We start from the raw sequence: 26,277 nt of genomic DNA on the forward strand, positions 1-26,277 counted from the left end.
CGATGCCCGTCGAGTTTCTGAGCGACGAACAGGCCGCACAGTACGGACGCTACGCGGGCGATCCCACCCCCGAACAACTCAGCAACTTCTTTTTCCTGAGCGAAGCCGAACTGGCCCTGATTGCCGAACGCCGCCGCGATCACAACCAGCTCGGTTTTGCCGTGCAGCTCTGCACCCTGCGCTTTCTCGGTTCATTCCTGCCCAACCCTGTGCAGGTGCCGTCCATCGTGGTGCGCCACCTCGCCGATCAACTCCACCTGCCCAGCCGCGTGATCGCCCGCTACGCCCTGCGCGAGGAAACCCGCTACCAGCACCGCCGGATCATCGTGGCCGCCCTGAGCTACCGCGACTTCGACGGTGGGCAGGCCATGCGGCTGATTCGCTGGCTGTACGCCCAACTGGCGCTGACCGCGCTGCGGCCATCGGTCCTTTTTGATCTCGCCACCGCCCAGTTGATCCAAAGAAAAGTTGTGCTGCCCGGCGTCACCGTTCTGGCCCGGCTGGTGGCCCGCGTGCGCGAACGCTTCCACGCCCAAACCTTCGAGCAACTCGGCCAGAAGCTCAGCCCGGCACAGCGACAGGCGCTGGAAAATCTGCTGATCCTTCCGTCAGACGCGCGGTTCACGCCGCTGGAGGTGCTTCGCACCTCCCCCACCCGCATCTCCTCACCCGCTCTGAAAGCCGCGCTGCATCGCATTGAGCAGATTCGCGATCTTGGAGTCAGCGACATTGATCTGAGCGAGGTTCCCCAGTCACGGCAGGCCCTATTGACCCGCCACGCGCAGAGCGCCTGGGCGCAGACCCTGCTGCGGATGGTCCCGGCACGTCGTCAGGCCACGTTGCTGATCTTTCTGCAAGCCCTGGAGCGCAGCGCCACCGACGACGCCCTGGATCTGTTCGATCAATTTATGACCCACCTCACCCTAACGGGAGAAGTGCGGCGTAAGCAGGAACGGCTACGGACACTCAAGGATCTGGACCAGGCTGCACTGAGACTGCGTGACGCCGTGCGGGTGTTGCTAGACGAAACCATTTCAGATGGAGACTTGCGCGAGCTGGCTTTCCGCGCGGTGAGTGCAGGTGAACTCCGTCAGGCTGTAGCCACCGTCAGCGCACTGGCGAGCGAGGATGCCGACACCAGCCCAGAAGCGCTGAGCAACGCTTATGGCACTGTGCGGCGCTTCCTGCCTGCCTTTCTCCATACCGTCGAGCTGGACGGCACGGCCAGCGCCCGGCCCCTGCTAGACGCCTGGACCTTTTTGAGAAAGCTGGAAACGAGTGGCCGGGATAGACCGCAGTGGAAAGACGCCCCCAGGGGATTCGTGTCGCGGGTCTGGCAGCGGCGGGTTTTCCCGCACGGCGGGAAGACTGATCATCAGGCGTACACCCTGTGTCTGCTGGAGCGGCTTCAACAGGCCCTGCGGCGGCGTGAGGTCTTTGCCCCTGGCAGTGACCGCTACGGCGATCCCCGTGCCGAGTTGTTGCAAGGAGCGTCCTGGGACGCCGTGAGCGACGATGTGTGCCGCGCCCTGAACCGTTCGCTGGATCCCCAACTAGAGCTGGAACGTCTGCGCCTTGAGCTGGATGGTGCCTACCGGGAAGTGGAATTGACCCTGTCCCAGAACACGGCCCTGCAACTGGACGGCCCACCGGGTTTGACCCGGCTGCGCCTGACGCCCCTGGAACCAGCTCCCGATCCGCCCAGCCTCCAGCGGCTTCAACACGCGGTTGCCCAGCGCCTCCCTGCCGTGCCGCTGGCCGCCTTGTTGCTGGAAGTGCATGCCTTCACGGGGCTGGCCGACGCCTTTACGCACGTCACCGATGGCACCTCCACCTTGCCGGAGCTGCCCTTGAGCGTCACGGCGGTTCTCTTGGCTCAGGCATGCAACATCGGTCTGGCGGCGGTGGCCGCGCCAGAGGTTCAGGCGCTCACCCTGTCGCGCCTGTCGTGGGTGCAGCAGAACTACGTCCGGGCCGAGACCATCACGGCGGCCAATGCCCGCCTGGTGGACGTCCAGTTCGCCCTACCGCTGGCGCACACCTGGGGCGGAGGTGAGGTGGCGTCTGCCGATGGGCTGCGCTTCGTGGTGCCGGTGAGGACCCTGCACGCCGGATGGAACCGCAGGTATTTCGGTTCCCAGCGCGGCGTGACGTACTACAACTTCACCAGCGATCAGTTCACGGGCTTTCACGGCATTGTGATTCCGGGGACGCTGCGCGATTCGCTGTTCATTCTGGCGGGCCTGCTGGAACAGCAGACCCGCCTGGACCCCCGCGAGATCATGGCCGACACCCACGGCTCCAGCGACGTGGTATTCGGCCTGTTTGCGCTGCTGGGCTACCGCTTCAGCCCTCGCCTCGCCGATCTGCCCGATCAGCGTTTCTGGAGACTGGACCGCGAGGCCGATTACGGCGCGCTGGATGACCTGAGCCGTCACGTCGTCGATGAGCGGCTGATCGCCGCCCACTGGGAGGACATGCTGCGCCTGGCCGGATCACTCAAGCTGGGCAAGGTCAAGGCCACGGCGGTGATGCGAACCTTACAGCGCGGCGGCAGCCCGTCGGGTCTGGGACGGGCTATCGCTGAGTTTGGCCGCGTCGAGAAGACCCTGTTCCTGCTGAACTACGTCGGGGATGAGGCGTACCGGCGGCGCATCCTGCGGCAGATCAATCGGGGCGAACAGCGGCACGGCGTGGGCCGGGCTGTGTTCCACGGACGCAAGGGCGAACTGCGGCAGAAATACAGGGAAGGGATGGAAGATCAACTGGGCGCGCTGGGGCTGGTGGTCAATGCCATCGTGCTATGGAACACCCGGTATATGGGCGTTGCCCTGGACGACTTGAGACAGGCCGGGAAGATTGAGAACGAGCGGGACATCTCCCGCCTGACGCCGCTTTTGCATGGGCATATCCGCATGCTGGGAACTTACGAATTCAAGCTGCCAGAGGAGATTGCCCAAGGTCAACTGCGTCCCCTGCGTGATCCTGACACCGTGCAGGCGTACCTTGAGCAGATTGAATTGTGATCTGGAACCCAAGGGCGGATTTCTGTTCCTTCGCTAGTCAGACCCCTGTTCCTGGTCAACGCCCTGACCGCCTTCTTCACGCCCACCAACCAGGCCACGGTGCCCCTGGTGGTGGGTCAGGACGAGGCGGGGCCAGCGTTTGCGCTCTCAAGCGCGACCACCGAACTGATCAACATCATCGGCCCAGGTCTGGCAGGCGCGACTGCCGCCCTGCTGGGAACGCGGAACCTGTTCTTCGTGGACGCGGCGAGTTTCCTGCTCTCGGGACTGCTGATCCTGACCCTTCCGGCGCTGCGCGCTGCGCAGGGCGAGGACCAGCGCAGCACATGGGCGGGCATCCGGGACGGCACCGCCCGCCTGTGGCGCGACCCGCCGATCCGCTTTGCCCTGCTGCTGGAACTGGTGGCGGCCATCGCGGGCGCACTGATCCTGGTCAACACGGTCACTCGCATTCAGGGCGATCTTCAGCTCAGTGAGGCCACCTACGGCTGGGTGATGGCGGCTTACGGCCTGGGCGCGACGCTCGCGTCGCTCGTGGTGGGGTTCGTGGGGAAACGCTGGCCGCGCACGCGATTCATTCTGCTGGGAGGGCTGATCACCAGTGTGGCGATCCTGCCGGGCAACATCGCGCCGCTGCCGGTCATTCTGATTCTGTGGCTGCTGGCGGGCGTCGGCCAGAACTGGGTGAACCTTCCCGCCGAAACGCTGCTGGCTGAACGCACCGAGGAGGCCGCGCAGGGCCGGGTGTACGGCGCGCATTTCGCCTGGAGTCACCTGTGGTACGCCCTGACCTACCCCGTGGCGGGATGGCTGGGGACGCGCGTGCCGCAGGCGAATTTTCTGGTCGGGGGTGGCTTGGCCGTGGCGCTGCTGGTGGTTGTGGTGGTCGCTTTGCGGCCCCAGGGCAAGGCAGGAAGCCCCGCTGCGGGCGGACCGGGCGCAGAATCCATCTAACCCGCTCTCAGCGAACCGCGGTTGATCGCCGAGCGACGGAACAAGAAAAAGTCAGGGGCGCTTGCCAGCGCCTGGGCCGACTGACCCCTATACTCCCCGCACCGTATGGCCCCGTCTGCCAACATGGGTCCCGATGCGGGGGCCTGAGGTCAGGACATGATGGGATGCGGCACCCCAGCCCCCCGTCCGCTCTCCGTGACCCGCGACCTGCTGCTGGTCGCCTGGCCGGCCATCACCGAGAACCTGCTCCAGAGCGCCGTCGGCTTTGCCGACAGCTTCTTCGTCTCCCGCCTGGGTCTGGAGGCCGTCGCGGCCGTCGGCGTCTCGAACGCCCTGCTGCAGGTCTTCTTGGCGGTGGTACTGGCGGTCGCCACCGCCTCGGGGACCTTCAGTGCCCGGGCCACCGGGGCCAGGGACGCACGCGCCTTCCAGCAGGCCACCGTGCAGGCCCTGTGGCTGGCCGTCGCCGTGGGCCTCACCTGCGGCCTGCTCGCCCTGATCCTGGCCGGACCGCTGCTCACCGTCATGGGCGCCGCGCCGGAGGTCCGGGCCGCCGGAGAGCTGTACTTCCGCATCGTGGCCGTCCCCTCGGTGGTCATCGCCGTGATGTCTACCGCTGGGGCCGTACTCCGAGGATCGGGGGACACACGCGCCGCCCTCACGGCAGGATTGTGAATGAACGCTGCCCACGTCGTCCTGGACCCGCTGCTGATCTTCGGCCTGGGCTTCACGGGCCTGGGCCTGGTCGGCGCAGGCGTCGCCACGGTCCTCGCCCTGCTGCTGCGGCGCCTCTCCCGGGCCGGGGCGCTCCCGCCCTCCTGGCGGAACGCCCGGCCCGACTGGAGGGTGCTGCGGCGGATGGCCCGCCTGGGCACGCCGAGTGCCCTGGAACGCCTGGCGCTGCGCTTCGGGCAGATCGTGTACTTCGGGCTGATCCTGCGCCTGGGCACCCAGGTCTACGCCGCCCACACCCTCACCGGCAACTTCACGCTGTTCGCCTCGGTCGCCGGGACGGGCCTCGCGGCGGCCACCAGTGCCCGCGTCGGACAGCGCCTGGGTGCTGGAGAAGAGGGGGCAGCCCAGCGCTACGCGCGGACCGGCGTGTGGGTAGCCGCCGGCCTGATGACGGGGCTCGCGCTGCTGGCCTGGACCGCCGCGTTCTGGGGGGCCCACCTCTTCACGGGTCAGGCGCAGGTGGTTACCCTGATGGTGCTGGCCCTGGGGATCGACGTGCTGACCCAGCCTGCGACAGGAGTGGTGACGGCCCTGACTGCCACCCTGCAGGCGGGCGGGGACACCCGCTTCCCGATGTGGACCACTTTGATTGGCATCTGGGGGGTCCGGACGGTGGGGGTCTACCTGCTGGGCGTGCGGTGGGGCCTGGGACTGGCGGGCGTCTGGCTGGCGATCCGGCTGGACAACTACTTGCGGGCGGCGGTGCTGTGGGGGCGCTTCCGGTCCGGGCGGTGGATTCAGGAGGTGTAGGGCGGGTCAGCTTCTTCTGCCCCAGCTGCGAATCTCAGCGGCGGCCCAGGGGCTGAGGTCAGTGCTCACTCAGCCCGACACCACGGCGTCACCCCAGGGAGTGTCGTCCGCAACCGGGGGTCCGGGCTGGCCACACGTTGGATTCTGCACGGCAGGAACAAGGACCTCTGGCCAACAACAGTTGTCAGGCGGGCAATGCGCATATCGACTGCCCTGCTAAGCCATGCCGATGGGGAGACACCGTGGTGGTCCACAGCATAGACCACCTGACCCGCAACCTGAAAAATCTCCGGCAATCTGAACATCCAGCATGCAAAATTTGACGCTGTCTGCCGCCCTGCTGCTGTCCTTAGCTGTCGCGTAGACCAGCGTGAGAACTGAGATCGGGACGTCGCGACACCGTTTTGTGCTGCGCCCCGAGCGGTCTTTCTCCCCCTGGTGTTGGGGACGGCGAACTTCTTCAGAGATAGGGGGAGCAGTCGTGCTGGGCCGTGGAACGGCGGTGCGGCAGTGCACCTATGACTCAACGCGTTGACGCGTCAAGCCGCCGCCCCAGAGCTCCGCCGATGAACCACATCACGCCCATTGACACCAGCAGCAAGCCTGGCAGCCAGAGCCACGATCCTCTGACCGCGAACGCCCCCGTCACGGCGTACAGCACCGCTGCGGGCAGGGAGCCGAGGGCCGCCGCCAGCCCCACCTGCCACCACGGTAAACCGGAAGTCCCCGCCAGAATCGCCACACTTTCCGCCAGCAGCGGCACCGGGCGCGACAGGGTCACGGCCAGCAGGCCCCACCGCGCAATCCAGCGTTGTGCCTCCGCCTGGCTTTTCACCGGGACAAGGCGCGACAGCCAGCGTCCACCGTGTTGCCCCAGCGCCCAGCCAGCCAGCGAGGCCCCAACGCTTCCCACCAGGGACAACAGCGTCCCGATGGTCACGCCGTACAAGGCCCCGTAGGCGACCATCACCGCGCTCGATGGAACGGGCAGCGCCACATCGGCCACCAGCAGCCCCGTCCCGAGCAACGCGGCACTGCTTCCACCGCCCGACAGCCAGCGGGATGGGTCGGACAAGACTGGAACTCCCAGGGCTTCCACCAGCAGGAAGATCCCCCCCAACACCACCATCATGCCCAACAACACCAGTCCGTAACGCCTCACCACATCCTCCAGGAGCTTGAGCCCACAGTGGAGCACTGTAGTGGATCTTGATGGGATCCTGGATCACTCCCCACTGTCTTCAGTCCAGCGTCCACGTCATGGCTGAATCTCACCACCGCCGGTCTAATCCCAGGCCATAGCCGATCATCCCCAGCGCCAGCAGCAGCGCAGGCCAATCGCCCAGCATGTTGAAGACCGTGCGGCCGGTCAGCAGTTTGGGCTGCACGCTCAACGCCTGAATCGAATCTCCGATGGAGACAATCTCCACCGGCTGCCCCAGATCGTTCACGGCCCCAGCGATGCCCCGGTTTACACTGCGGACCAGCCAGCGGCGGTTCTCGATGGCGCGCACCCGGCCCATCATGAAGTGTTGCTGCACGCCCCAGCCATCGTACCAGCCGTCGTTGCTGGGATTGACCAGCAGTTGCGCGCCCTGCCGGGTCAGGCTGCGGGCCACCCAGGGGAACACGCTGTCATAGCAGATGTACGCGCCGTACTGCACGCCGTTCAGGGTGAGGGGAGCGGTGGAGCGGGCCGGCTCGACTGCGGGCAGCCTGAAGCCAATGGCATTCTCGATCAGACGGTAAACCGGACGCAAAAAGCTGTCGTAAAGTACGAAGTACTCGCCGAACGGCACCAGCTTGGCCTTGCGGTTCCTTGCAGTGATCTGACCACTGGCATCAATGGCCACCACCGTGTTCTGCTGTTTCTCGGTCAGGGTGGGTGCTACCCCCAGTCCACTGATCCCCGGCCCTGGAAACTGAGGCAGCGCGGTTTCGGAGGCTGGCGCGGTCAGGGCGGTTTCACTCCACACCAGCACATCATGTGGCCCACGAATCGCCGAGGCATCTCGCTGGACCTGGAGCTGTTGCTCGGGCGTCAGGTCCCCAGTCGCCCGGCTGAACGAATCGAAATCGGTCCGCAGCACCAGCATCGGCTGAACAAGCCCTTCGCCTGCCGTGCGGGTCAGGCCGTAGGCCAGGGCAGCGGTCCAGCATGCGGCAGCCAGGATGACCGGACCGCCTCTCCCCCAGCCCCCCAGCAACACTCCAGCCAGTGCCGCTGCCGTGCCCGTCACCAGCACGCTGCCCAGCAGCACGCCTCCCAGATCTGCGATCTGAATGGCCGGACTGGGCAGCAGATCGTAGCCCAGCGTCGGCCAGGGAAAGGCCAGCGGTCCCAGGAAGCGCGTCCATTCCAGCACCACCCAGCCGCCAGCCAATGCCCACACGCGGGCCACGGGAGACGTGACCATCCGGGCCAGCGGGTAGGCCATCACCGCCAGGAACAGGCCTTCGAGCACGAACAGGGCAAAGGCCAGCACGCCTGCCGGGGGAAAACTGAAGATCTTGCCTAGAAAGGCAGTCAGCCACCACAGGTGTACCGCGAAGTAGCCCACGCCGGACCAGAACAGACGGCCCGGCACGCCCTCCACTGTCCGGGCCGTGGCAGCATAGGCCAGCACCCCTGCCAGGGGAAGAACACTCAGAACACTCCAGGACAGCGGCAGGCCACATAAACCGAGCGACACACCCAGCAGCAGGGCCAGCAGGGGTGGAGGAACAGACGGCACGCCGGCCATGATAGGGATAAGCGGATGAGGAGGTCAGGCATGCGGGTAGGACTTTCGTGTGCCCAGGCGGCGGCGGTGCCCTCCGAGGAAGGTTCCTTGGGACCGGCCTCCATCAGCGACATTCACTGAATATCCGGTGGCGTGCGTTTTCTCGAAGCATTTGACGCTGCTAGCCTACGAGAGACGCTCGCTAGACGTGGCAAAGCGAATTGGCTTCAACTGGAATGAACCCCGGTCAGCAGGGACACCGACCACACTGCGAAGGGGCCCGGAGGCCAGGACCGCACCACCAGCGGAACACGGTGGCGAGAGGGCTTGGGGTCAGTCACAGCGCACCAGCCGACTGAAGTTGTCACAACCGCCTGACCTCTTGAATGGCCGGGAGTGCCTCTGCTCTGGCATGGGACGGCTGACCCTGAGGCAAAACCTCATCCTCCCCTACACTACATATATGAATCTCTGTTCAAGCATGCCTCAGATTGAGCAAGAATGCTTGCAAAGGCGACAGGCTGATCTGCCGGGGACGCTCGAACGTTCATGCCTGCCTTGTGAAGGGCATCACCGGGGAGCGCGAGCCTGCCGCCTGAAGTAAAGGCAACGATACCAATCAGGCCAGCAGTGAGGATCGCGGCACAGAAATATGCGGGAGGCAACGATGATGAATAACGTGGCGGTTAGACTCCTGAGAACCAGCGTGAAGAGGGCGGCTTTTCAGATGATTAGCACGTGATGCCTGCTATCCCCTCCCTAAGCGCGGCGGCGCCGCAGCCCCAGGCCAACCGTCGGGGCGTCCCTTTCCTCATTGTGGAGAGGGGAAGAAATGCCCCACCTGAGAGTTGACTATGACTAATTCATCCTTCTCCAAATCCACCCCTGCGCCTGCGTGGCGGCGCGCCGTTCCCCCGCTGATCGCGGCGGCGCTGGTGGGGGTGCTGGGCTACACGCTGCTCAGCCCGGCCAAGAATGCCACCACCGGCAGTCCGCTGATCGGCAAGGCCGCGCCCGCCTTCACCCTTCAGAGTCTGGACGGCGTGCCGATCAGCCTGGCGAGTCTCAAGGGCCGCCCCGTCATCCTGAACTTCTGGGCGTCGTGGTGCGGCCCCTGCCGTGAGGAAGCCCCCCTCTTCCGTGAACTGGGCGCGGCGCAGTCGGCGGACGGTGCAGCGATCCTGGGCATCCTGTTTCAGGAAACCAAGGAGCAGAATGCCCGCGATTTCATTCAGGAATTTGCACTGGCCTACCCCACTCTGAGAGATCCCGGCATCAATACGGGCGTCGATTACGGCGTATCCGGCATTCCTGAAACCGTTTTTATCGACAGGGACGGCATCGTCCAGTACATGGACCGGGGCGGCCTGACCCGCGAACGCCTGAATGTGGGCCTGAGGAAGATCGGCGTGAAGGGGATATGACACGGCGAATGGGAACAGATCCCATGACCCCTCTCTCCTGGCGGGAGAGGGAACCTCGAAGGCAGCGGGGTGCGGAGGTAGTTCAGGGGCGCACCCGTCCTGTATGCATCTCCCGCTTCCTCTCCACCGCCTTCTGTCTTCTGATTTCGCTCGCCCACGCCGCTGCCCCCAGCACGGCCCCCCAGACCCTGCCGCCCGCCCAGGAGCAGCGCGCCGTCGCCATCCAGAAAAACCTGCGCTGCCCCCTGTGCGACACCGGGGAATCCGTCGCCGAATCACGCAGCGACATCAGCATCAAGATGCGCGAATCGGTGCGCGAGCAGATTGCCGACGGGCGCAGCGACTCGGAGATCTACACCTTCTTCTCGCAGCGTTACGGCAACTTCGTGCTGCTCGATCCACCCAAGACCGGGCGCAACCTGCTGCTGTGGGGCGGGCCGCTGCTGGCGCTGGCGGGCGGCGGCGCGGCGCTGTGGGCCTTCCTGCGCCGCCGGGGCACAGAGAATGCTGCGGCAGAAACCGCGCACGACAATGAACCGTACGACGCGTATCTGGATCAGGTGCGCCGGGACACGGGCGGTGGTGGGGCGTGATGCTCAGTGTGCTCCTGTTGCTCATGATCGGCGGGGCGGCGCTGTGGCTGGTCCTTGAACCCCTGCGCCGCGCCGCGTATGGCGAGCATTCAACGAGGACGGCGACATCTTGAATCTTCCCGTGCAAGCCCACTGCAACACCGAGTTGGCGGAGACTTTCTTCGTGCGTCTGCTTGGGGACGATGTTCCTGAGGTGACTCCCACGGACACGCGCTGGAGCTCTGGGGCGGCGATGCGTGAACTGAACGTGCTCAGCCCGGATTCAAACGACGACAGCGAACTCGGGAATTTCGATGCCTGCACGCCTGCGTCTCGAACCTTCACCGCCAGACCCACTCCACTATCGCCGCCTTCAGACAAGGCCAGCAGTCCGGAGCGCTGCTCCGCTGGCAGGCAGCCCTACACCAGGTAGGCTGGGATTCAAGGCGCTGAATGGGCCTTTGCGGCTCCGATCAGGTAAAAGCTGCCAGAACCCTTAGCACCCTGGCCTCATCACCGCTCCGGCGATGGATCGCAGCCTGCCGTCCAGGCACGGCATGGATCACGAGAACATGTCCAGCATGAGCATTCCCTCATCCCCCACGATTCCCTGACCGGCGCCTGGGGCACCCAGGGTCACTGACCTCCGTCCTCTCACCCCTGGAGATCACTTCCCGATCATGCGACATAAATTATTCCATGCCAGCGATTATCAGCTTGTTCGCCGCGCGAGCCTCGTCGCGCTTCTCGGTCTGCTGTCATTCACGTATCTGACGGTGGCGTTCGCCAAACTCAGCACGTCATCCCAGCACTTATCGGCACGTCCCACAGTGATGCCTCGGGGGAAAATCCTGAGCGCCGATGGGCGGATCCTCGCAGCTGGATCTCTACAACAGCGTAGGTATCCTGATGGCCCACTCGCTGCGCAGGTGGTGGGGTTCGTCGGGACTTCCGGGGGCCTGGAAGGCCTGGAGCGCAGCTACAACGACCGTCTGCAGCGCGGCGAGGCGTTGACGCTCACCTTGGATACGCGGATACAGGGGGCGGTGGAGGAGATTCTGCTGGAGGCGTTGACGCGCACCGACGCCGAGTTCGCTTCAACCGTCGTGATGGAAACCCGGACGGGAAAGCTCAAGGCCCTGGCGTCCATGCCGGGCTTCGACCTCAACTCTTGGAAGCAGGTGCCGCCCGACCGCTGGCGCAATCGCGCGGCGCTGGACGAGTACGAGCCCGGCAGTGTCATCAAGGCACTCACGGTGGCGGCGCTGCTCAATGAGGGCCGCACTTCCCCGGACACGACGTATGACACGCCAATGTGGCGCCGGGTCGCGGGGGCGACCATCAACGATATCGTGGCCCACCCAGACCGCTTGAGTACGCGGCAGATTCTGCGCTATTCCAGCAATGTCGGCATGACGCAACTGGTGGAGACCGTGCCGCCTGAGATCCTCTTCCGCTACTTCAGGGCGTACGGCTTCGGGCAGCCGGTGAAGCTGGGATTGCCCGCCGGGGACGGCCTTGTGCGGGATCCTGCGGGCTGGGACCCACTGTCGCAGGCGACCATGTCATTCGGTCAGGGGATGACAGTCACGACCTTGCAGCTCGTGGCGGCCTTCAACGTGATGGCGAATGGTGGGCGGTATGTGGCACCGCGTCTGGTCCTGGGCGGGCCCGCCAAAACCCGCACCGTGCTGGGCGAGAGCACCGCCACGAGCATGCGGGAGATGCTGCACGGCGTGATTGATGAGGGCATCAAGACGAAAGCCGTACTGCCTGGATACCATGCGGGTGGGAAAACCGGGACGGCACAGGTGGTGGTGGATGGGCGGTATAGTGGGAAGGTGTTTTCCAGCACCTTTGCTGGTTTCATTCCGGCAGATCAGCCGCTGTTCACGGTCGCGGTGATGGTGCGGGGGGCCAAGCGCGAATATCAAGGTTCACAACTGGCCGCGCCGATCTTCCGGGACGTTACGTCAGCTCTGCTGTCCTTGTACGCCATGCGCCCTAAAATCGAGCGTTCTCCTTCTCCTTGAGAGAGGCAGGAACGCTCTTGCCCAGTACAAGAACAGAAGAAATGCAGGGTGTACGGTAAGGCGAGTGGTTTGATTCAAAGGAATGGAGTCCCAAAGTGGTGAGGCAGGTCTGGAGTTCGTGACGGCGCAGTTCGGCCAGTTCCGCACGGCTTTCATACAGGCCGAGGGGCTTGCCCGCGTCCCCCAGGGTCAGGGTCACCAGGCCGCACGGCTCGTCCCGGGCCAGGAACTGCAGAAACGTGCCGCCGGAACCGAAGGTCTCATCGTCTGGGTAAGGCACGATCACGAGGACCTTGCGTTGCGTCATTACAGGAACATAGGTTAGGGGCACACAGCCTGATGAGCGTGCGTGGCGGCAGGCGAGCGCCAGGGGACAGAAGAGTCAGACCACCTCCGCTGCATTTCCTCTCGTGTCCGCGCTCCCGAACCGGCAATCCGTTTCCCCGCCCTTCCCAGTTCCAGGAGTCCTCAGGCCGATCCCCGTTCACGTCGGTCCCAGCCGTATTTGGGTTCCGTCACCCACAGCGATAATCTCCACCTCCCGGTTGATACGCCGGGCGGCCTGCGCTTGACTGCCCCCGATGACACCTCCGAACCAAGCGCACGTTGAGCCCATCGCTGGGGCCCCCCGGGGCGTTGACGATGAACAGGCAGAGGTGGGCAAAATAAAGCGCCCACCCCAATAGGTGAGCGCTTGAGCAACTACAGGGATTCAGTTCTGGTGTTCCGGGTGAGGGTCTTCACTGAGCCACTGCTGATGCACCTGTTCGTGGCTGAGGTTCAAGTGGACATGTTCATCCACATGATCCACCGCGCTCAACGGCAGCCAGTGGTGCTGACCGCTGTCGTCCCGGGTCAGCTTGATATATTCGCCGTCCACCCGGTCGACCACGCCATGATCCTGTCCGTCGGCACACTTGACTGGCATATGCTCCCTGATCTGATTCGCTTGTGTCATGCCTCACCGTACTGTCCTCGCCGCGGCAGTCCATGAAAACAATGGGCAAAAAGCTTTAGACAGAACTAACATATGAACAGACATTCAGGTATACTGCCGTATGACAACTTCTTCCAACGCCCCTACCACCGGTGACGCCGCGCCGCTGACCTATTTTGTGGACGGCATGGACTGCGCCAGTTGCGTGCAGAAGGTGGAACAGATGGTGGGGCGCCTGCCCGGCACAGCAGAGGTCAAAACCAGTTTCTCCAAGCAGACGCTGAGGCTGGAACTGGACGAGACCCAGACCCCGCGCACCGTCCTGGAGAAAAACCTGAAGGCGCTGGGGTACACACCGTCGTTACTGGAAACGGCGCAATCGGCGCAGAGCAGGGCCGCCTCTGACCATCACGATCACAGCGAGCATGCTGGCCACGATCACACGGACCATGGGGGCCATGACCACGCCGGACACGTCCACGAAGTGTTGCCTGCCGGAACGCCGTGGTACAGAGGCAAGCAGGGCAAGCTGGTGATCACCTCAGGTGTGTTGCTGGCCCTCGCCTGGGGCTTCGGCTTCATCGAGCCGGGGCTCTCGGTGTACGGCTACATTGCCGCGACGGTGCTGGGCGTCTGGCCGCTGGCGAAACAGGCGTATGCGAGCGCGCGGCTGGGCGATCCGTTCTCGATCAACATGCTCGTTTCACTGGCGGCCGTCGGCGCGGTGCTGATCGGGCAGGCGGCGGAGGGCGCGGTGGTGGTCTTCTTCTTCGCCATTGGGGAACTGCTGGAGGGCGTGGCGGCGGGCCGGGCGCGGGCCGGGATTCAGGCGCTGTCGGCGCTGGCCCCCAAGACAGCGCTGCTGATGGAAAATGGTGTCGCGCGCGAGGTGCCCGCCGACACGCTGCAGGTGGGGCAGACCGTACAGGTGCGCCCCGGCGGGCGGGTTCCAGCCGACGGCACGATTCTGAGCGGCACGTCCAGCCTGGACGACAGCCCGGTCACCGGCGAGAGCATGCCGGTCAGCAAAACGGTGGGCGATCCCGTGTTTGCGGGAAGCATCAACACCGACGGCGTGCTGAGCATTCAGGTGGACCGGGAGGCCAGCGACAACACCATCGCCCGCATCATTCATCTGGTGGAGGAGGCCGAGGGCAGCAAGGCGGCCACCGCCCGCTTCATAGACCGGTTCAGCCGCTACTACACCCCAGGAGTGGTGCTGGTGTCGGCGCTGGTGGCCCTCGTTCCGCCGCTTGTCTTCGGTGCCGAGTGGTCTCCGTGGCTGTACAAGGGCATCACATTGCTGCTGATCGGCTGTCCCTGCGCGCTGGTCCTGAGCGTGCCTGCGGCGATCACCAGCGGCATCAGCGCGGGGACGCGGCGCGGACTGCTGATCAAGGGCGGTGCGGCGCTGGAAGCGATCGGCACCGTCAAGACGGTGGCCTTCGACAAGACCGGCACGCTGACGGCGGGCAAGCCACGGGTGACGGATGTGCTGGGGGTGGGGGCGTCTGAAAACGAGGTGCTCAGGCTGGCCGCTGCTGTGGAAGCGGGCAGCTCGCACCCGCTAGCCCAGGCCATCACGAAAGAGGCAGCGAAGGCGAAGGTGACCGTTCCCGCATCCCAGGACGCCAAGGCCATCGCTGGGAAGGGCGTCAGCGCCAGCGTGGAGGGCCGCGAACTCTTCATCAGTTCGCCCCAGCACGCGGCCAGCACGTTGAATGTCGCTGCTGATCTCCAGAATAAGTTGACCGCGCTGGAAGAGGCAGGCAAGACGGCGGTGGTGCTGCACAGCGAAGGCGAGGTGCTGGGCGTCCTGGCGATCCGGGACGAGCCGCGCGCGGACGCCCGGGAGGCCATCGCCCGCCTGAGAGGGATGGGCGTCAACACCGTGATGTTGACGGGCGATAACGCCCGCACAGGCCGGGCCATCGCCTCCGGGCTGGGGCTGGAGGTCCAGTCGGAACTGCTGCCCGAGGACAAATTGCGCCTGATCTCGGAGATGAAGAGACAGGGCGGTGTGGCGATGGTGGGCGACGGCATCAACGACGCTCCCGCGCTGGCGCAGGCCGACGTGGGCATTGCGATGGGCGGCGGCACCGACGTGGCACTGGAAACAGCGGACGCAGCCCTGCTGCGCGAACGGGTGGGCGACGTGGCTGACTTGGTCCAGCTGTCGCGCGACACCATGACCAACATCAAGTGGAACATCGCCTTCGCGCTGGGCCTCAAGGCCATCTTTCTGGTCACGACGCTGCTGGGCTACACCAACCTATGGATGGCGATTCTGGCCGACACTGGGGCCACCGCGATTGTCACGGCCAACGCGCTGAGGCTGCTGGGGTGGAAGGGCGGAAGCGCCCAGAGAGCTTCTGGACCATCCGGCCTGCCCGCCTCAAGAGGCGTTTGAGCCATGCCCGACATCACGGTGTACACCGTCCCCAACTGCGCCGATTGCGAGGCGGTCAAGCGCTTGCTCAAGGGCCAGGGGGCCGCCTTCACCGAGAAGAACGTGCGGGAAGATCCAGCAGCGCTGGCAGAAATGCAGGCAACGGCGAACGTGCGGATCGCTCCGGTGACCGTGATTGACGGTCAGGTCTTTTACGGCTTCTTCGACGATCAGCGGCCCGGCATTCTGGCAGCGCTGGAAGGCGCGCAGTGAGCCTCAGCGCCGCGAGCGCCCCGCTGAGTCAGATTCTGCTGCTGACCTTGATTCCAGTGGCGGCCACCATTCTGGGCGGCGTCATCGCCAGCTTCCGTCCACCCGGCGCACGCCTGCGCAGTTTCGTGCAGCACTTCGCGGCGGGCGTGGTCTTCGCCGCCGTGGCTGGTGAACTGCTGCCCCAGATCACGGCGGGTCATCAGCCGCTGGGCGTGGTCATCGGCTTTGCGCTGGGTGTGGGGGCCATGCTCACCGTGCGCGTGCTCGCCGAACGGCTCGCGCCAGAAGCAGAAGAGGGACCGGCGGGTGAGGCCGCATCCCGCAGCGCCACCGGGTTGCTGACGGTGGTGGGCATTGACATTCTGATCGACGGCCTGTTGATCGGCGTGGGCTTTGCGGCGGGCGAGCGGGTGGGAACACTGCTGGTGGTGGCCCTGACGCTGGAACTGCTGTTTCTGGGATTGTCGGTGGCGGCCACGCTGGGCGCACGCGGGGCCACGAAAAGCCGCACCATCCTGACCATCACCGGTCTGAGCCTGCTGGTGATCGTGGGGGGCTTGATCGGCGGCACGTTGCTTCAGGGGCTCTCCGGGCTGGCGCTGGAAATCGTGCTGTCCTTCGGCGCAGCGGCGCTGCTGTTCCTGGTGACCGAGGAGCTGCTCACCGAGGCCCACGAGGTCAAGGAAACGCCTTTGATCACCAGTGCCTTCTTCCTGGGCTTCATCGCGCTGTATCTGGTGGAACTGGCGTCATGAGGTGGAGACCTGTGTTCCTGATCGCGGCCCTGCTGGTGATTGAAGGGCTCCTCAAAGCCTGGGCTGCGGCAAACTTAACGCCAGGTGTGGACCGCGTCCTGTTGCCGGGTCTGCTGCACCTGGGCTTCACGCTGAACCCCGGCATGGCCTGGGGCCTGCTGGGCGGCCTCACGGCCCCCCTTGCAATTCTGCGCCTGATCGTGGGCTTGGTGATCGTGGCCGCGCTCATGTCCGGGCGCCTCCCCCGCACCCGCCGCTGGGCCCTGGCGCTGATCGCAGCGGGCGCGCTTGGCAATGCGGTAGACGGCCTGGCGCGGGGTGCGGTAGTCGATTACCTCACCTCGCCGCTGCTGAGCGCGGCAGCGGTCCCGCTGAGTGGGCGTCCCTTTCCGATCTTCAACCTGTCGGACGTGCTGGTGTGTACGGGCACCTTCTGGCTGCTGCTGCACACCTGGCAAGCGGAGCGACGCCCTAGAGCTTCCTCCGCTGACCAGCGTGCTTCCGCCCAAACCAAGGAGAATGCATGAAACGCCTGATCCTGCCTGCCTTGCTCGCCGCCTGCAACCAGGAGGACGGCGACATCGAGGGCGTCAAGCGTGTCCAGAACGAAGGGGACACCCACCAGGAGGGGCGCATCACCGACGCTCAGACGCCCTCGGCAGGTGGACCTCATCACCCCGGCTGGCAGAACTGCGGCGTGTACGACCGGCCGCTCTACGACGAATACGCCGTGCACAGCCTGGAATACGGGGCAGGGTGGCTCACCTCTCGGCTGGACCTGCCCACGGGCCAGCTTGAGGCGCTGAAGAAGCTGGTGGAAGGGCGCCCCTACACGGTGCTCTCCTCCCATGAGACGCAGCTGGCCCCACTGGTCCTGAGTGCCTGGAACAAGCCACTGGAGGTGCAGGCCGTCTCGGACCCGCGCGTCAAGTCGTTTCTCCAGAAAGACGGGCCGGGCGGGGAAGCCCCGGAGATTGGTGCCTTATGCAGCGGCACGGTCTGAGCTGGTGGGCGGGCGGCGTGCTGGCTGCCGCGGTCATGGGCTTGGGCACGGCGGCCATGTGGCTCCGCCCGCCCGCCGAGGGAAGCGCCGAAGTCACTTTCGCCAGGGAGATGAGCGCGCACCACGCCCAGGCGGTGGACCTGAGTGTCACGGTGCTCACGCGGGCAGCGGATCCGGCAGTGAAACTGCTTGCGCAGGACATCCTCCTCACGCAGCGGGCGCAGATCGGGCAGCTGAGGGGCTGGCTGCTGGCCTGGAACCGCCCGCTGGCCGGCAGAGCATCCCCGATGGCGGGCATGGACCGAGCCAGCACGGGCCTGGCCGACGCCAGGGACGAACGGGACTTACAGCGCTTCCCTGTCTATATCGCGGAGACCCGGTACCTGGTGCTGATGCGGCGGCACCATCAGGGAGACGTGGAAATGGCCAGATCGGCCCTGAAGACCGTGAGACAGCCGGACGTCCGGGCCTTTGCCGAACGGGTGGTGGCACAGACCACAGAGCTTCAGGCCATCGACGCCCTGTTGAACAAGCGCATGACGGACGGGCAGCCCCGCCCGGAAATGGAAGGGCCGCAGCATGAGTGAACACGGCCACAGCCACGGCGCGAACGCGAGCGCCCGGCAGCTCAGCCTCGCCCTGGCCCTGACCGGGACCTTTCTGGTGGTGGAAGTGATTTACGGCTTCGTGTCGGGCAGTCTCGCGCTGCTCTCCGACGCAGGGCACATGCTGACCGATGTGATGGCATTGGTCCTGTCCCTGTTCGCCATCCGCATCGGGCAGCGGGCCCCCGACCGGAAACGCACCTACGGCTACCGCCGCACCGAGATCCTGGCCGCCACCCTGAACGCCGGGGCCCTTTTCGCGATCGGGATGTACATCCTCTTCGAGGCCTACCGCCGCCTGCGGGAGCCCGTTGAGGTGCAGAGCACCACCATGCTGATCGTGGCCGTTCTGGGCTTGATCGTGAACCTGATCAGCGCCCGCCTGCTCGTCTCAGGCAGTGGGCACAGCCTGAACGTCAAGTCCGCGTACTTGGAGGTCCTGGCGGACCTGCTCGGCTCGGTGGCGGTCATCGTGGGCGCGCTGGTGATTCGCTTCACCGGCCTCGCCTGGGTGGATCCCGTTCTGGGTGCCCTGATCGGGCTGTGGGTCTTGCCCCGCACCTGGGTTCTGCTGCGCTCCAGCGTCAACGTGCTGCTGGAAGGGGTGCCGGAAGGTGTGGACCTCGGTGGGCTCCGGGCGGAGTTGGCGGCCCTGCCCGGTGTGCAGGAGGTGCATGACCTGCACGTCTGGAGCGTGACCAGCGGGCTGCACAGCCTCACCGCGCATCTGGTGGTGGCTGCCGGCCAGCCACAGGCGGACCTGCTGCCTCAAGTGCATGCCATCGCTGAACGCCACGGAATTGAGCACAGCACGGTGCAATTCGAACCCCCGGATGCCCACACCGGACATGAGCGCCACCTTCACCCGTGAACCAGAGTGGGCATCCGGCAATCATGCTTTTTCTCCACTCGCCCCGTGTGCCTCGCCGGGCCGCATCCTGCATGATCTCGCCGTTCTTCCAGAGCCTGACCACATTTCATCACCATGAGTGGTGGGCCCTCACCCGCATGACCGCTGGAGGTCGCCCTTGGACCGCACCATCCGCCTGGCACAGTACAGCCTGCTGCTCGGTCTTCTGATTCTGGCGCTGAAGGCGGGCGCATACCTGCTCACCGGCAGCGTGGCCCTGTATTCCGACGCCCTGGAGAGCATCATCAACGTGGTGGCCGCCGGCGCGGCCCTCTTCGCCCTCTCCATCGCCCGCAAACCCGCCGACGCCGGGCACCCCTACGGGCACGCCAAGGCCGAGTACTTCTCGGCCGTTCTGGAAGGGGTGCTGATCGTTTTGGCCGCCATCAGCATCATTTACAGCGCCTACCAGGCCCTGCAGGCGCCGAAGCCGCTGGAAGCGCTGGGCCTGGGCCTGCTCGTCTCTCTGGGCGCGACGCTGCTGAACGCCGGGTACGGCACGTATCTGATCCGCGCCGGGCGGCACCTGCGGTCCCCCGCCCTGGTCGCCGACGGCCAGCACCTGATGACGGACGTCGTGACCAGCGGGGGCGTGCTCGCTGCCCTGGGCCTGGTGGCACTGACCGGCTGGACCATCCTGGACCCGGTCATGGCGATTCTGGTGGCGCTCAACATCCTGTGGGTGGGCGGGCGGCTGGTGGGCTCCTCCATGCGCAGCCTGCTGGACGAGGCGGCCCCACCCGAGACGCAGGCCCTGATCCGCCGCCTGGTGGCCGAGCATGCCGAGGGGGCGCTGGAAGCCCACGACCTGCGCACCCGTCACGCGGGCCGCCTGACCTTTATCGACTTCCACCTGGTGGTGCCGGAACACTTCACGGTGGGTCAGGCCCACGCGATCTGTGACCGGCTGGAAGCGGTCATCGAGCGGGAGGTGCCCGACAGTGAGATCACCATTCACGTCGAGCCGGAGGGGGCGGCCAAGCACCGTGGGGTCCTTGTTCTCTGATGCGCTGGGTTTTGTCCGGCAGAGGGCAGCTCCTGCTGGCGCTCCTCACAGGCATTGGCCTTTTGGTCGCCTTTCTGCCCTCACCGCTGGGCTGGCTCGCGCCATTTCCCCTGGCCTGGCTGTTCCGGGCCGCGGCCCAGGCCGGGCCGGGCCTTCCGCCTGACCTTCGCTTTCGCTCTGGGATTTTTCGGAACGCTGCTGCTGTGGCTGCCCGGCAGCTTGACGCCCCTGTTCGGACCGGGTGTGGCGGCGCTGTACCCCGTTCTGGTGGCGGGGCTGGCCGTGATGTGGGCCGCAACGGCCGCCCTCACGCGCCGCATCATGGGACCAGCCACCCTCTGGGCCCTGCCCTTCGCGTGGGTCCTGCTGGACACGGCGCGGAGTCTGGGGCCGTTCGGATTCACCTGGGGCAGCCTGGGGTACGCCTTCGCGTCCACCCCGCTCGTGCAGCTCGCGGACCTGGGCGGCGTGTCGCTGGTGGGATTGCTCGTCGCGCTGACGGGGGCGGCCCTCGCCGACCGTCGCCCACGGGTCCTGCTGGGTGTGGCGGCGCTGCTGTCCCTGGGGATGGTGTACGGCCTCACCCGGCCACCGGACCTGCCCACCACCGAGCGGGCCCTCCTGGTTCAAGGCAACGTCGATCCGCGGGCCAAGGTCCAGGGACGTACGGGGGATGAACTGGAACGCTACCTGGCGCTGATCCGGGCGGGTCTGGCCACGGGTCCGGCAGGGCTGGTGGTGTGGCCCGAGACGGCTGCCCCGGCCGCCCCCACCTTCCCAGCGGTGGCCCGCGCGCTGACGGCGCTGAAGGTGCCGCTCCTGCTGGGCGCCCCGACCGAGGATGGTGGGTACCGCAACAGCGTGTATGCCTTTGAGCAAGGCCAGGTGACCGGCCGGCAGGACAAGGTGCGGCTGGTTCCATTTGGGGAGTTCTTCCCAGGCCGGGTGATGTTTGACGGCGCCTACCGGGCGGTGTTCCGCGCGCTGGGCCTGCCCCCATTGACGGGCGCCGTGCCCGGCCGCGCCCTGACACCGCTGCCCGTTGGTGACACCTGGGTGGGGACACTGATCTGCTACGAGTCGACCTTCCCAGCCTTCGCGCGCGCCCAGGTGAGGCAGGGCGCGCAGGTCCTGGCCGTGGTGTCGAACGACGCCTGGTTCGGGCCGTCCGTGGGCGCCGAGCAACACTTCCAGATGGGGCGGGTGCGGGCCATCGAGCCCCGGCGCTGGCTCCTGCGGGCGGGCAACGACGGGGTCACGGCGGTGGTCGCGCCCTCCGGACAGGTCACGGCCCGGCTACCGCGGGGGTCGCGGCGGTGCTGTCCGCATCCTTCGCAAAGGCCGGAACCTGGACACCGTACGTCCAGTGGGGCGAGTGGACCACGGCGCTGAGCGCGCTGGTGCTGCTGGGGATGGGCACGTGCAGGTTCAGAGCCAAGCGGCAGGCCTAGCGCTGGCCCCCCTCCGAGGTCTGGCGGGTCTCCAACGGGGCTTCCCTGGAACAGAGGCTGAACACTGTCTCCCCACGCTGCCAAATTTCTGTCCACCTGTTCAAAGAATCATCTCATCGGACGATGCCTCAGCTCTCCCCCTTCGCCAACAGATCCTGCGCTTGAGGAGGTGAGGGTGGAGCGCTGCCTGCCCCGGACCGGAGACTTGTCACGGCGCCTGGGGTCAGGCATCCACCTGTCGCACGACAATTTTCTCTCCAGGCCCCGCCGTACTGGCGGTGATGGAGTTGCTGGGATGACGTCACAAGAGCTGCGGGCGGGTCTCGCCGCTCACGACCCTGGGGCCCCCGACGACCGATTGCAGCAGGCGCAGGCGCCGCTCACGACATTCGCCTGCCTTTGCTCCCTTCCTCAAAGGGTGAAACTCCTTCACTAGGTCTTCACCTGACCCCATTAGGGTGGGTGGAATGAGGCGATGGTCCATATTGATGCTGGTGGCGCTCGCGCTGCCGGGTGGGAGCGAGGCTGCCACCGTTCAGGTGCGCTCAGGCGACACCTTATCTGTGCTGGCCCTGCGCCACAAAACCAGCGTGAGCGCCCTGCTGAACGCCAATCCGGGCATCCGGCCCAGGGAACTGAGGATCGGGCAGGTGCTGCAACTCCCCAGTCCACCGATCCGGTCCCGCGGTGGGATCACCGTGCGGTCCGCCTCCACGGGTGGGCCGGCGGCGCTGCCCCTTCAGGGCCGGTTAACCACGCCCTTTAGTGCGGCTCACGGCGGTCTGGATCTGGCCGCCCCTCGCGGCACGCCGATCCGCTCGGTGATGGCGGGAACGGTCAGAGAAGCGGCCTTCGATGTTCGCAACGGTTGGGGCTGGACCGTGGTGATTGATCATGGTGGCGGGTACACGACGCGCTACAGCCACAACAGTGTCAACCTGGTGACTCCAGGACAGCGGGTGAGTGCTGGACAGACGATTGCCAGGGTGGGCAGCACTGGGAACAGCACGGGGCCACATGTGGATTTCCGCCTGGCCCAGGCGGGACGCCCCGTCAATCCCGAGCTCCTTTTTTAGCCGCCTGCCGACGCCGCCCCGTGGCCTGATGACCGTAGGGACATTTCAACTCAATATCTAAGCAGTTATGCAGGTATGGTGCTGAGGTGACCCAATTTCTCGTGAGGGTAGGACTGGAGGCCACACTCCCGGGTGTTTCGGGTGTGGCCCTGCTGCTCAAAAGCGGGACGGTTCAGGCCAGGCCTGAATCGCCCAGCGGGATCATTCCCGGTCTTCTGCACCGGGGGTTCACTCGAAACACCGGCATGGCCTGGAGCCTGCCGGGCAACCGCACCCAGCCGGGGGCCGCGCCTGCTGAATGGGTCCATCCCCCGGGCCTCGATCAAGGAGAACCATGAACTATTTCCTGCCACTGCTGCTGCTGGGCCTCGTGGCCTGCAACAACGCCCCTGACACCATCGAGGGCGTTCAGACCTTTGCCTACGAGGGCGGAGACCACAAGGAGGGGCGCATCGAGTACAAGGAAGCGTTGCCCGTGGGTGGCAGTCACAATCCCGGCTGGCAGAACTGCGGCGAGTACACCCAGCCGCTGTACAACGAGTATGCGGTTCATAGCCTGGAACACGGCGCGGTGTGGATCACCTACCAGCCTGACCTGCCCACAGCACAGCTCGAAGCCTTGAGGCAGGCCGCGGCAGGCCGCACCCACATGCTGCTGTCGCCCAGGACCGATCAGTCCGCGCCCATCGTCCTGACGGCCTGGAACGCCCAGCTCGAGCTCCAGCAAGCGAACGATGCCCGCCTCAAGACGTTCATTCAGAAGTATGAGCAGGGGGGGAGCGCCCCGGAAATCGGCGCGTCGTGCAGCAACGCATACAACGGCACGCAGTGAGGCTGAGCTGGCCCACGCTGGTGGGTGTGTCGCTCCTGGGGCTGGGCGTGGGCGGCGCCATCACCTGGGCCGGCACCCGTCCCCCGGCCGAGGGCAGCCCCGAAGTGCGCTTTGCCCGTGACATGAGCGCGCACCACGCCCAGGCGGTGGACATGAGCGTCACGCTGCTCAAGCGGGCCAACGACCGCGCCGTCCGCGTGCTGGCCCAGGACGTCGCCTTGACCCAGCAGGCCCAGATCGGTCAGATGAGCGGCTGGCTGATGGCCTGGAACCGCCCGCTGTCCGGGCTGAACGCGCCGATGGCCGGGATGAACCGGGAGGCAATGGGCATAGCGTCCGTCTCAGATGTGCGACAACTCGAGGACCTGTCCCCCGCCGTGGCCGAGAGCCGGTACCTGGTGTTGATGCGTAAACACCATCTGGGCGGCGTGGCCATGGCAAAGTCAGCCCTGAACACGGTCAGGGCGGAGCCGGTTCGCGCCTTTGCCCAGCGGGTGGTGGTCTCGCAGACCGCTGAAATCAATGCCATTGACGCCCTGCTCGAGCAGCGCGCGCTGACCCCCCCAGCCGATACACCTGGGACCATGGATGAGATGAACCATGATCAGTGAGGCTCGGCTGACGCCGCGTGACCTGCCCCAGCGGCAGGCGCTCTGGAGGACCTTCGCGCTGCATGTTTCCATCAGGTTATGGGTGACCCACGCGCTCGCAGCTGCAGATCCGTTTCTGGCAAAGGAAACTGAAGACTGATGATCGAGATTTCATGCGCCGGGGCTGATCTGTCCAACACCTGTCATGCGCAGCAAGGCTGCCAATGACCCAGTTTTCCGAGCCTGTCGGCCCCTCGGCTCCCTCACGTTCCTGGAAACAGTCATTGACCCTGGCCGTGCTGGTGCTCTGCGGCCTGCTTGGTGGCGTGCTGGCGTACAGTAAACTCCGCAATCCAGCGAACTTTTTTGGCACCTCTTATCCACCGCAACTGGCTGCCCCGCCCCTCTCTGGGATTGGAGAGGATGGACAGGCGCTGGCCCTGAGTGATTTCAGGGGACAGACGGTGGCTGTTTTCTTTGGCTTTCTCAACTGTCCGAATATTTGTCCCACCACGCTCGCCGCGCTGGAACGGGTCAGGCAGGCCCTGCCCGTCCGGCAGCGTGAACAGTTCGCCACCCTCCTGGTCTCGGTTGATCCCAAACGGGACACGGTGGCGAAGGTACGAGAGTATGTACGCTTTTTCAGCCCCTCAGCCCATGGCATGGTGATCCCTCAGCCCCAGCTCACCCAGGCGGCGGCCAGCTGGGGCGTGGGGTATCAATACACCGAAGTCAAGGGCCCACTGGATTACCAGGTGAATCACACCACGGGTATTTATCTCGTCGACCAGTTCGGCATGCGGCGTGTGGTCTGGGATTACACCCAACTCAACGAACTGGACCGGATGGTGTCCGATATCCGCAAGGTGATGCGGTGAATCCGGCAGGTTGCTCCGCTTGCCATGGCGTTCAGCGGACGGTGTCAGCCCATCAAGGCGGCGGCTCCGCTCATCTGGAGCCAACATGAAGCCGCAGACTGCTGATTCAGAAGGCTCCATCCACAGGCGCGGCCAGCTTCACGCCCGTGGTTTGATCCTGGGTGCGCTGGCAAGGGCGGGGGCGGCCCTGCTCGGATCCCTCTGGCGCACCCCGCCAACGTCGTGTGACCCGGCCCTCATCCCGTTCAGCCTGAAGACAGGCAGTGTCAATCGGCCAGGCCGCGCCCTGCAGAAGGTCAGCCGGGGCAAGCTGTCTGGAGGCCGCTTGCCCAAGCGGGCCCATGGGAAACCCTCCCAGCGTGACCAGGTGCACTCCCCACGCTTCCAGGGTTGGCGGTGCTCGTGACGGCGGCACAGCGGCAGAACGGGTACACTCCGGAAATGAGAATGCCGTCTCAAGAAGACCTGTGTGAGGTGCCCTGTGTGCACCCAGAAGCGGTTCAAGAAGCGCGGAGCGCCCTGCCGGACTCGAACTGCGTTGAGCGTGCCACGGCTTTTCTGAAACTGGTGGGCGATCCCACGCGGCTGAGGCTTCTGAGCGCCCTCAAGACGCGCGAGCTGTGTGTGTGCGACCTCGCGGCGGTGGTAGGACTGAGCGAGAGTGCCGTGAGCCACCAATTGCGGCTGCTGCGGGCTGGACGGGTGGTGACCTTTCGCAAAGCTGGACGGATCGCGTATTACCGGCTGCTCGATCACCACGTGACGGTCCTGATCAAGAGTGCGCTGGAGCATGCGGCAGAGTAAACGGCGTGCGCTTGGGAAGTGGCTGGGCCTGGCGCTGGCACTGCTGGGCCTGGGCATCTGGCTGGCCCGTGAGGTCCAGGCCAGGGGGCCGCTGTACTGCTTTGAGCGGCCTGGGACGGTCTGGAATGGGGTGGCCCCATTGCCCGCTGGCTTTCAGCGGGAGTGCCCCCAAAGCCGCAGCTACCGCGCCGAAGTCCGGAGCGGTCAGAGCCGCGTCGAACAGTATCGCGTTCCCGGCTGGCAGCCGCGCGTCCTGATTCCTGCCCTGAAACAGGGGGGCTACCTTCAGATCACTGATGAACCCATCGGACCGGGCAATTACTCGGCGTTCCTGGGCCGCGCGGGCGTGCCAGAGGTGCAGTACCTCGCCAGTCTGCAGGGCGACACCACCCTGATCACCTTGAGTGGGCGGCCGTGAAGCACTGTGACTGGAGTGCCCAGCTGTTGATTGGACTGTATGCCCTGAAACCCAAACGGAAGGATTCAACGTAAGCTTGGTGGCTTGGGGGCGTGCGAACCAGCTTTTACGTCCGATCCAACACACAACGGCG

Annotated in this window: 27 protein-coding genes; 23 read left to right on the plus strand and 4 right to left on the minus strand. The window is 65.7% G+C overall.

Translation table 11 applies throughout. From position 1 onward, the window contains the following. Positions 1-2: 2 nt before the first annotated feature. From HNQ08_RS17260 to HNQ08_RS27170, 4 genes are all read left to right on the plus strand, one after another. On the plus strand, positions 3-3,026 hold the full coding sequence (locus tag HNQ08_RS17260; RefSeq protein WP_184134858.1) for a Tn3 family transposase: 3,024 nt from the start codon (positions 3-5) through the stop codon (positions 3,024-3,026). Positions 3,027-3,044: 18 nt separating this feature from the next. Continuing rightward, on the plus strand, positions 3,045-3,980 hold the full coding sequence (locus HNQ08_RS17265; RefSeq protein ID WP_184134981.1) for an MFS transporter: 936 nt from the start codon (positions 3,045-3,047) through the stop codon (positions 3,978-3,980). A gap of 195 nt (positions 3,981-4,175) precedes the next feature. Then, positions 4,176-4,655: an MATE family efflux transporter gene (locus HNQ08_RS27165; protein ID WP_221284263.1), complete on the plus strand. Its 480-nt coding sequence runs from the start codon at positions 4,176-4,178 to the stop codon at positions 4,653-4,655. Continuing rightward, positions 4,656-5,465 carry an MATE family efflux transporter gene (locus HNQ08_RS27170; protein WP_221284264.1) on the plus strand — a complete coding sequence of 270 codons (810 nt, stop codon included), beginning with the start codon at positions 4,656-4,658 and terminating at the stop codon, positions 5,463-5,465. It begins immediately after the preceding gene. Between the two features lie 523 nt (positions 5,466-5,988). On the opposite strand, the gene HNQ08_RS17275 is transcribed toward HNQ08_RS27170, so the two are convergent. Both HNQ08_RS17275 and lnt (HNQ08_RS17280) read right to left on the minus strand, forming a co-directional pair. Continuing rightward, a complete protein-coding gene (locus HNQ08_RS17275; RefSeq protein WP_184134860.1) occupies positions 5,989-6,627 on the minus strand; it encodes a VTT domain-containing protein in 639 nt (212 codons plus the stop codon). A gap of 109 nt (positions 6,628-6,736) precedes the next feature. Further along, positions 6,737-8,200, minus strand: coding sequence for an apolipoprotein N-acyltransferase (lnt, locus tag HNQ08_RS17280; protein ID WP_229790086.1), 1,464 nt, complete (start codon positions 8,198-8,200; stop codon positions 6,737-6,739). An 842-nt stretch (positions 8,201-9,042) separates the two neighbouring features. Between lnt (HNQ08_RS17280) and HNQ08_RS17285 the strand changes: the two genes are divergently transcribed. The 3 genes from HNQ08_RS17285 to HNQ08_RS17295 all read left to right on the plus strand — a co-directional run bounded on the left by HNQ08_RS17285 (position 9,043) and on the right by HNQ08_RS17295 (position 12,217). After that, positions 9,043-9,612: a TlpA family protein disulfide reductase gene (locus tag HNQ08_RS17285; protein WP_179164959.1), complete on the plus strand. Its 570-nt coding sequence runs from the start codon at positions 9,043-9,045 to the stop codon at positions 9,610-9,612. A gap of 23 nt (positions 9,613-9,635) precedes the next feature. Beyond that, positions 9,636-10,205, plus strand: a complete 570-nt coding sequence (locus HNQ08_RS17290) for a cytochrome c-type biogenesis protein (RefSeq protein WP_184134862.1) — start codon at positions 9,636-9,638, stop codon at positions 10,203-10,205. A 659-nt stretch (positions 10,206-10,864) separates the two neighbouring features. Further along, entirely contained in the window at positions 10,865-12,217 is a 1,353-nt protein-coding gene (locus HNQ08_RS17295) for a peptidoglycan D,D-transpeptidase FtsI family protein (protein WP_184134864.1), read from the plus strand. Here the strand turns inward: HNQ08_RS17295 and HNQ08_RS17300 are convergent. Beyond that, a complete protein-coding gene (locus HNQ08_RS17300; protein ID WP_184134866.1) occupies positions 12,189-12,524 on the minus strand; it encodes a PIG-L family deacetylase in 336 nt (111 codons plus the stop codon). The two genes, HNQ08_RS17295 and HNQ08_RS17300, sit on opposite strands and share 29 nt — an antisense overlap. A 405-nt stretch (positions 12,525-12,929) precedes the next feature. Continuing rightward, positions 12,930-13,175 carry a DUF2171 domain-containing protein gene (locus tag HNQ08_RS17305; protein ID WP_179164963.1) on the minus strand — a complete coding sequence of 82 codons (246 nt, stop codon included), beginning with the start codon at positions 13,173-13,175 and terminating at the stop codon, positions 12,930-12,932. 100 nt (positions 13,176-13,275) lie between these two features. Between HNQ08_RS17305 and HNQ08_RS17310 the strand changes: the two genes are divergently transcribed. The 16 genes from HNQ08_RS17310 to HNQ08_RS17385 all read left to right on the plus strand — a co-directional run bounded on the left by HNQ08_RS17310 (position 13,276) and on the right by HNQ08_RS17385 (position 26,144). Next, entirely contained in the window at positions 13,276-15,564 is a 2,289-nt protein-coding gene (locus HNQ08_RS17310; protein WP_184134868.1) for a heavy metal translocating P-type ATPase, read from the plus strand. 3 nt (positions 15,565-15,567) lie between these two features. After that, a complete protein-coding gene (locus tag HNQ08_RS17315; RefSeq protein WP_179164965.1) occupies positions 15,568-15,816 on the plus strand; it encodes a glutaredoxin family protein in 249 nt (82 codons plus the stop codon). Further along, a complete protein-coding gene (locus HNQ08_RS17320; protein ID WP_229790085.1) occupies positions 15,813-16,571 on the plus strand; it encodes a ZIP family metal transporter in 759 nt (252 codons plus the stop codon). The genes HNQ08_RS17315 and HNQ08_RS17320 overlap by 4 nt, the downstream gene beginning before the upstream one ends. Further along, complete coding sequence (locus HNQ08_RS17325) at positions 16,568-17,098, plus strand: signal peptidase II (protein WP_221284265.1); 531 nt, start codon at positions 16,568-16,570, stop codon at positions 17,096-17,098. Before HNQ08_RS17320 ends, HNQ08_RS17325 begins: the two co-directional genes overlap by 4 nt. Further along, complete coding sequence (locus HNQ08_RS17330) at positions 17,095-17,574, plus strand: thioredoxin-like domain-containing protein (protein WP_184134871.1); 480 nt, start codon at positions 17,095-17,097, stop codon at positions 17,572-17,574. The genes HNQ08_RS17325 and HNQ08_RS17330 overlap by 4 nt, the downstream gene beginning before the upstream one ends. Beyond that, on the plus strand, positions 17,556-18,161 hold the full coding sequence (locus tag HNQ08_RS17335) for a DUF305 domain-containing protein (protein WP_229790084.1): 606 nt from the start codon (positions 17,556-17,558) through the stop codon (positions 18,159-18,161). The genes HNQ08_RS17330 and HNQ08_RS17335 overlap by 19 nt, the downstream gene beginning before the upstream one ends. After that, complete coding sequence (locus tag HNQ08_RS17340) at positions 18,154-19,050, plus strand: cation diffusion facilitator family transporter (RefSeq protein ID WP_184134874.1); 897 nt, start codon at positions 18,154-18,156, stop codon at positions 19,048-19,050. Before HNQ08_RS17335 ends, HNQ08_RS17340 begins: the two co-directional genes overlap by 8 nt. A 157-nt stretch (positions 19,051-19,207) precedes the next feature. Further along, entirely contained in the window at positions 19,208-20,095 is an 888-nt protein-coding gene (locus tag HNQ08_RS17345; RefSeq protein WP_184134877.1) for a cation diffusion facilitator family transporter, read from the plus strand. A gap of 54 nt (positions 20,096-20,149) precedes the next feature. Continuing rightward, a complete protein-coding gene (gene lnt, locus HNQ08_RS17350) occupies positions 20,150-21,487 on the plus strand; it encodes an apolipoprotein N-acyltransferase (RefSeq protein WP_184134880.1) in 1,338 nt (445 codons plus the stop codon). A 526-nt stretch (positions 21,488-22,013) separates the two neighbouring features. Next, the gene (locus HNQ08_RS17355) at positions 22,014-22,622 is read left to right on the plus strand and encodes a M23 family metallopeptidase (RefSeq protein WP_184134882.1); all 609 of its coding nucleotides are present in this window, start codon (positions 22,014-22,016) and stop codon (positions 22,620-22,622) included. Between the two features lie 86 nt (positions 22,623-22,708). After that, positions 22,709-22,960 carry a hypothetical protein gene (locus HNQ08_RS17360; RefSeq protein WP_184134885.1) on the plus strand — a complete coding sequence of 84 codons (252 nt, stop codon included), beginning with the start codon at positions 22,709-22,711 and terminating at the stop codon, positions 22,958-22,960. After that, entirely contained in the window at positions 22,957-23,454 is a 498-nt protein-coding gene (locus HNQ08_RS17365) for a thioredoxin-like domain-containing protein (RefSeq protein ID WP_184134888.1), read from the plus strand. The genes HNQ08_RS17360 and HNQ08_RS17365 overlap by 4 nt, the downstream gene beginning before the upstream one ends. Continuing rightward, complete coding sequence (locus HNQ08_RS17370) at positions 23,451-24,065, plus strand: DUF305 domain-containing protein (protein ID WP_229790083.1); 615 nt, start codon at positions 23,451-23,453, stop codon at positions 24,063-24,065. Before HNQ08_RS17365 ends, HNQ08_RS17370 begins: the two co-directional genes overlap by 4 nt. 203 nt (positions 24,066-24,268) lie before the next feature. Then, entirely contained in the window at positions 24,269-24,922 is a 654-nt protein-coding gene (locus tag HNQ08_RS17375) for an SCO family protein (protein WP_184134890.1), read from the plus strand. A gap of 441 nt (positions 24,923-25,363) precedes the next feature. Beyond that, a complete protein-coding gene (locus HNQ08_RS17380) occupies positions 25,364-25,726 on the plus strand; it encodes an ArsR/SmtB family transcription factor (protein ID WP_425321357.1) in 363 nt (120 codons plus the stop codon). Then, positions 25,713-26,144, plus strand: coding sequence for a hypothetical protein (locus HNQ08_RS17385; protein ID WP_184134893.1), 432 nt, complete (start codon positions 25,713-25,715; stop codon positions 26,142-26,144). The genes HNQ08_RS17380 and HNQ08_RS17385 overlap by 14 nt, the downstream gene beginning before the upstream one ends. The last annotated feature ends 133 nt before the right edge of the window (positions 26,145-26,277 follow it).

Origin of the sequence: Deinococcus humi, from assembly GCF_014201875.1 — a bacterium.
In the GTDB taxonomy this organism is placed as follows: domain Bacteria; phylum Deinococcota; class Deinococci; order Deinococcales; family Deinococcaceae; genus Deinococcus; species Deinococcus humi.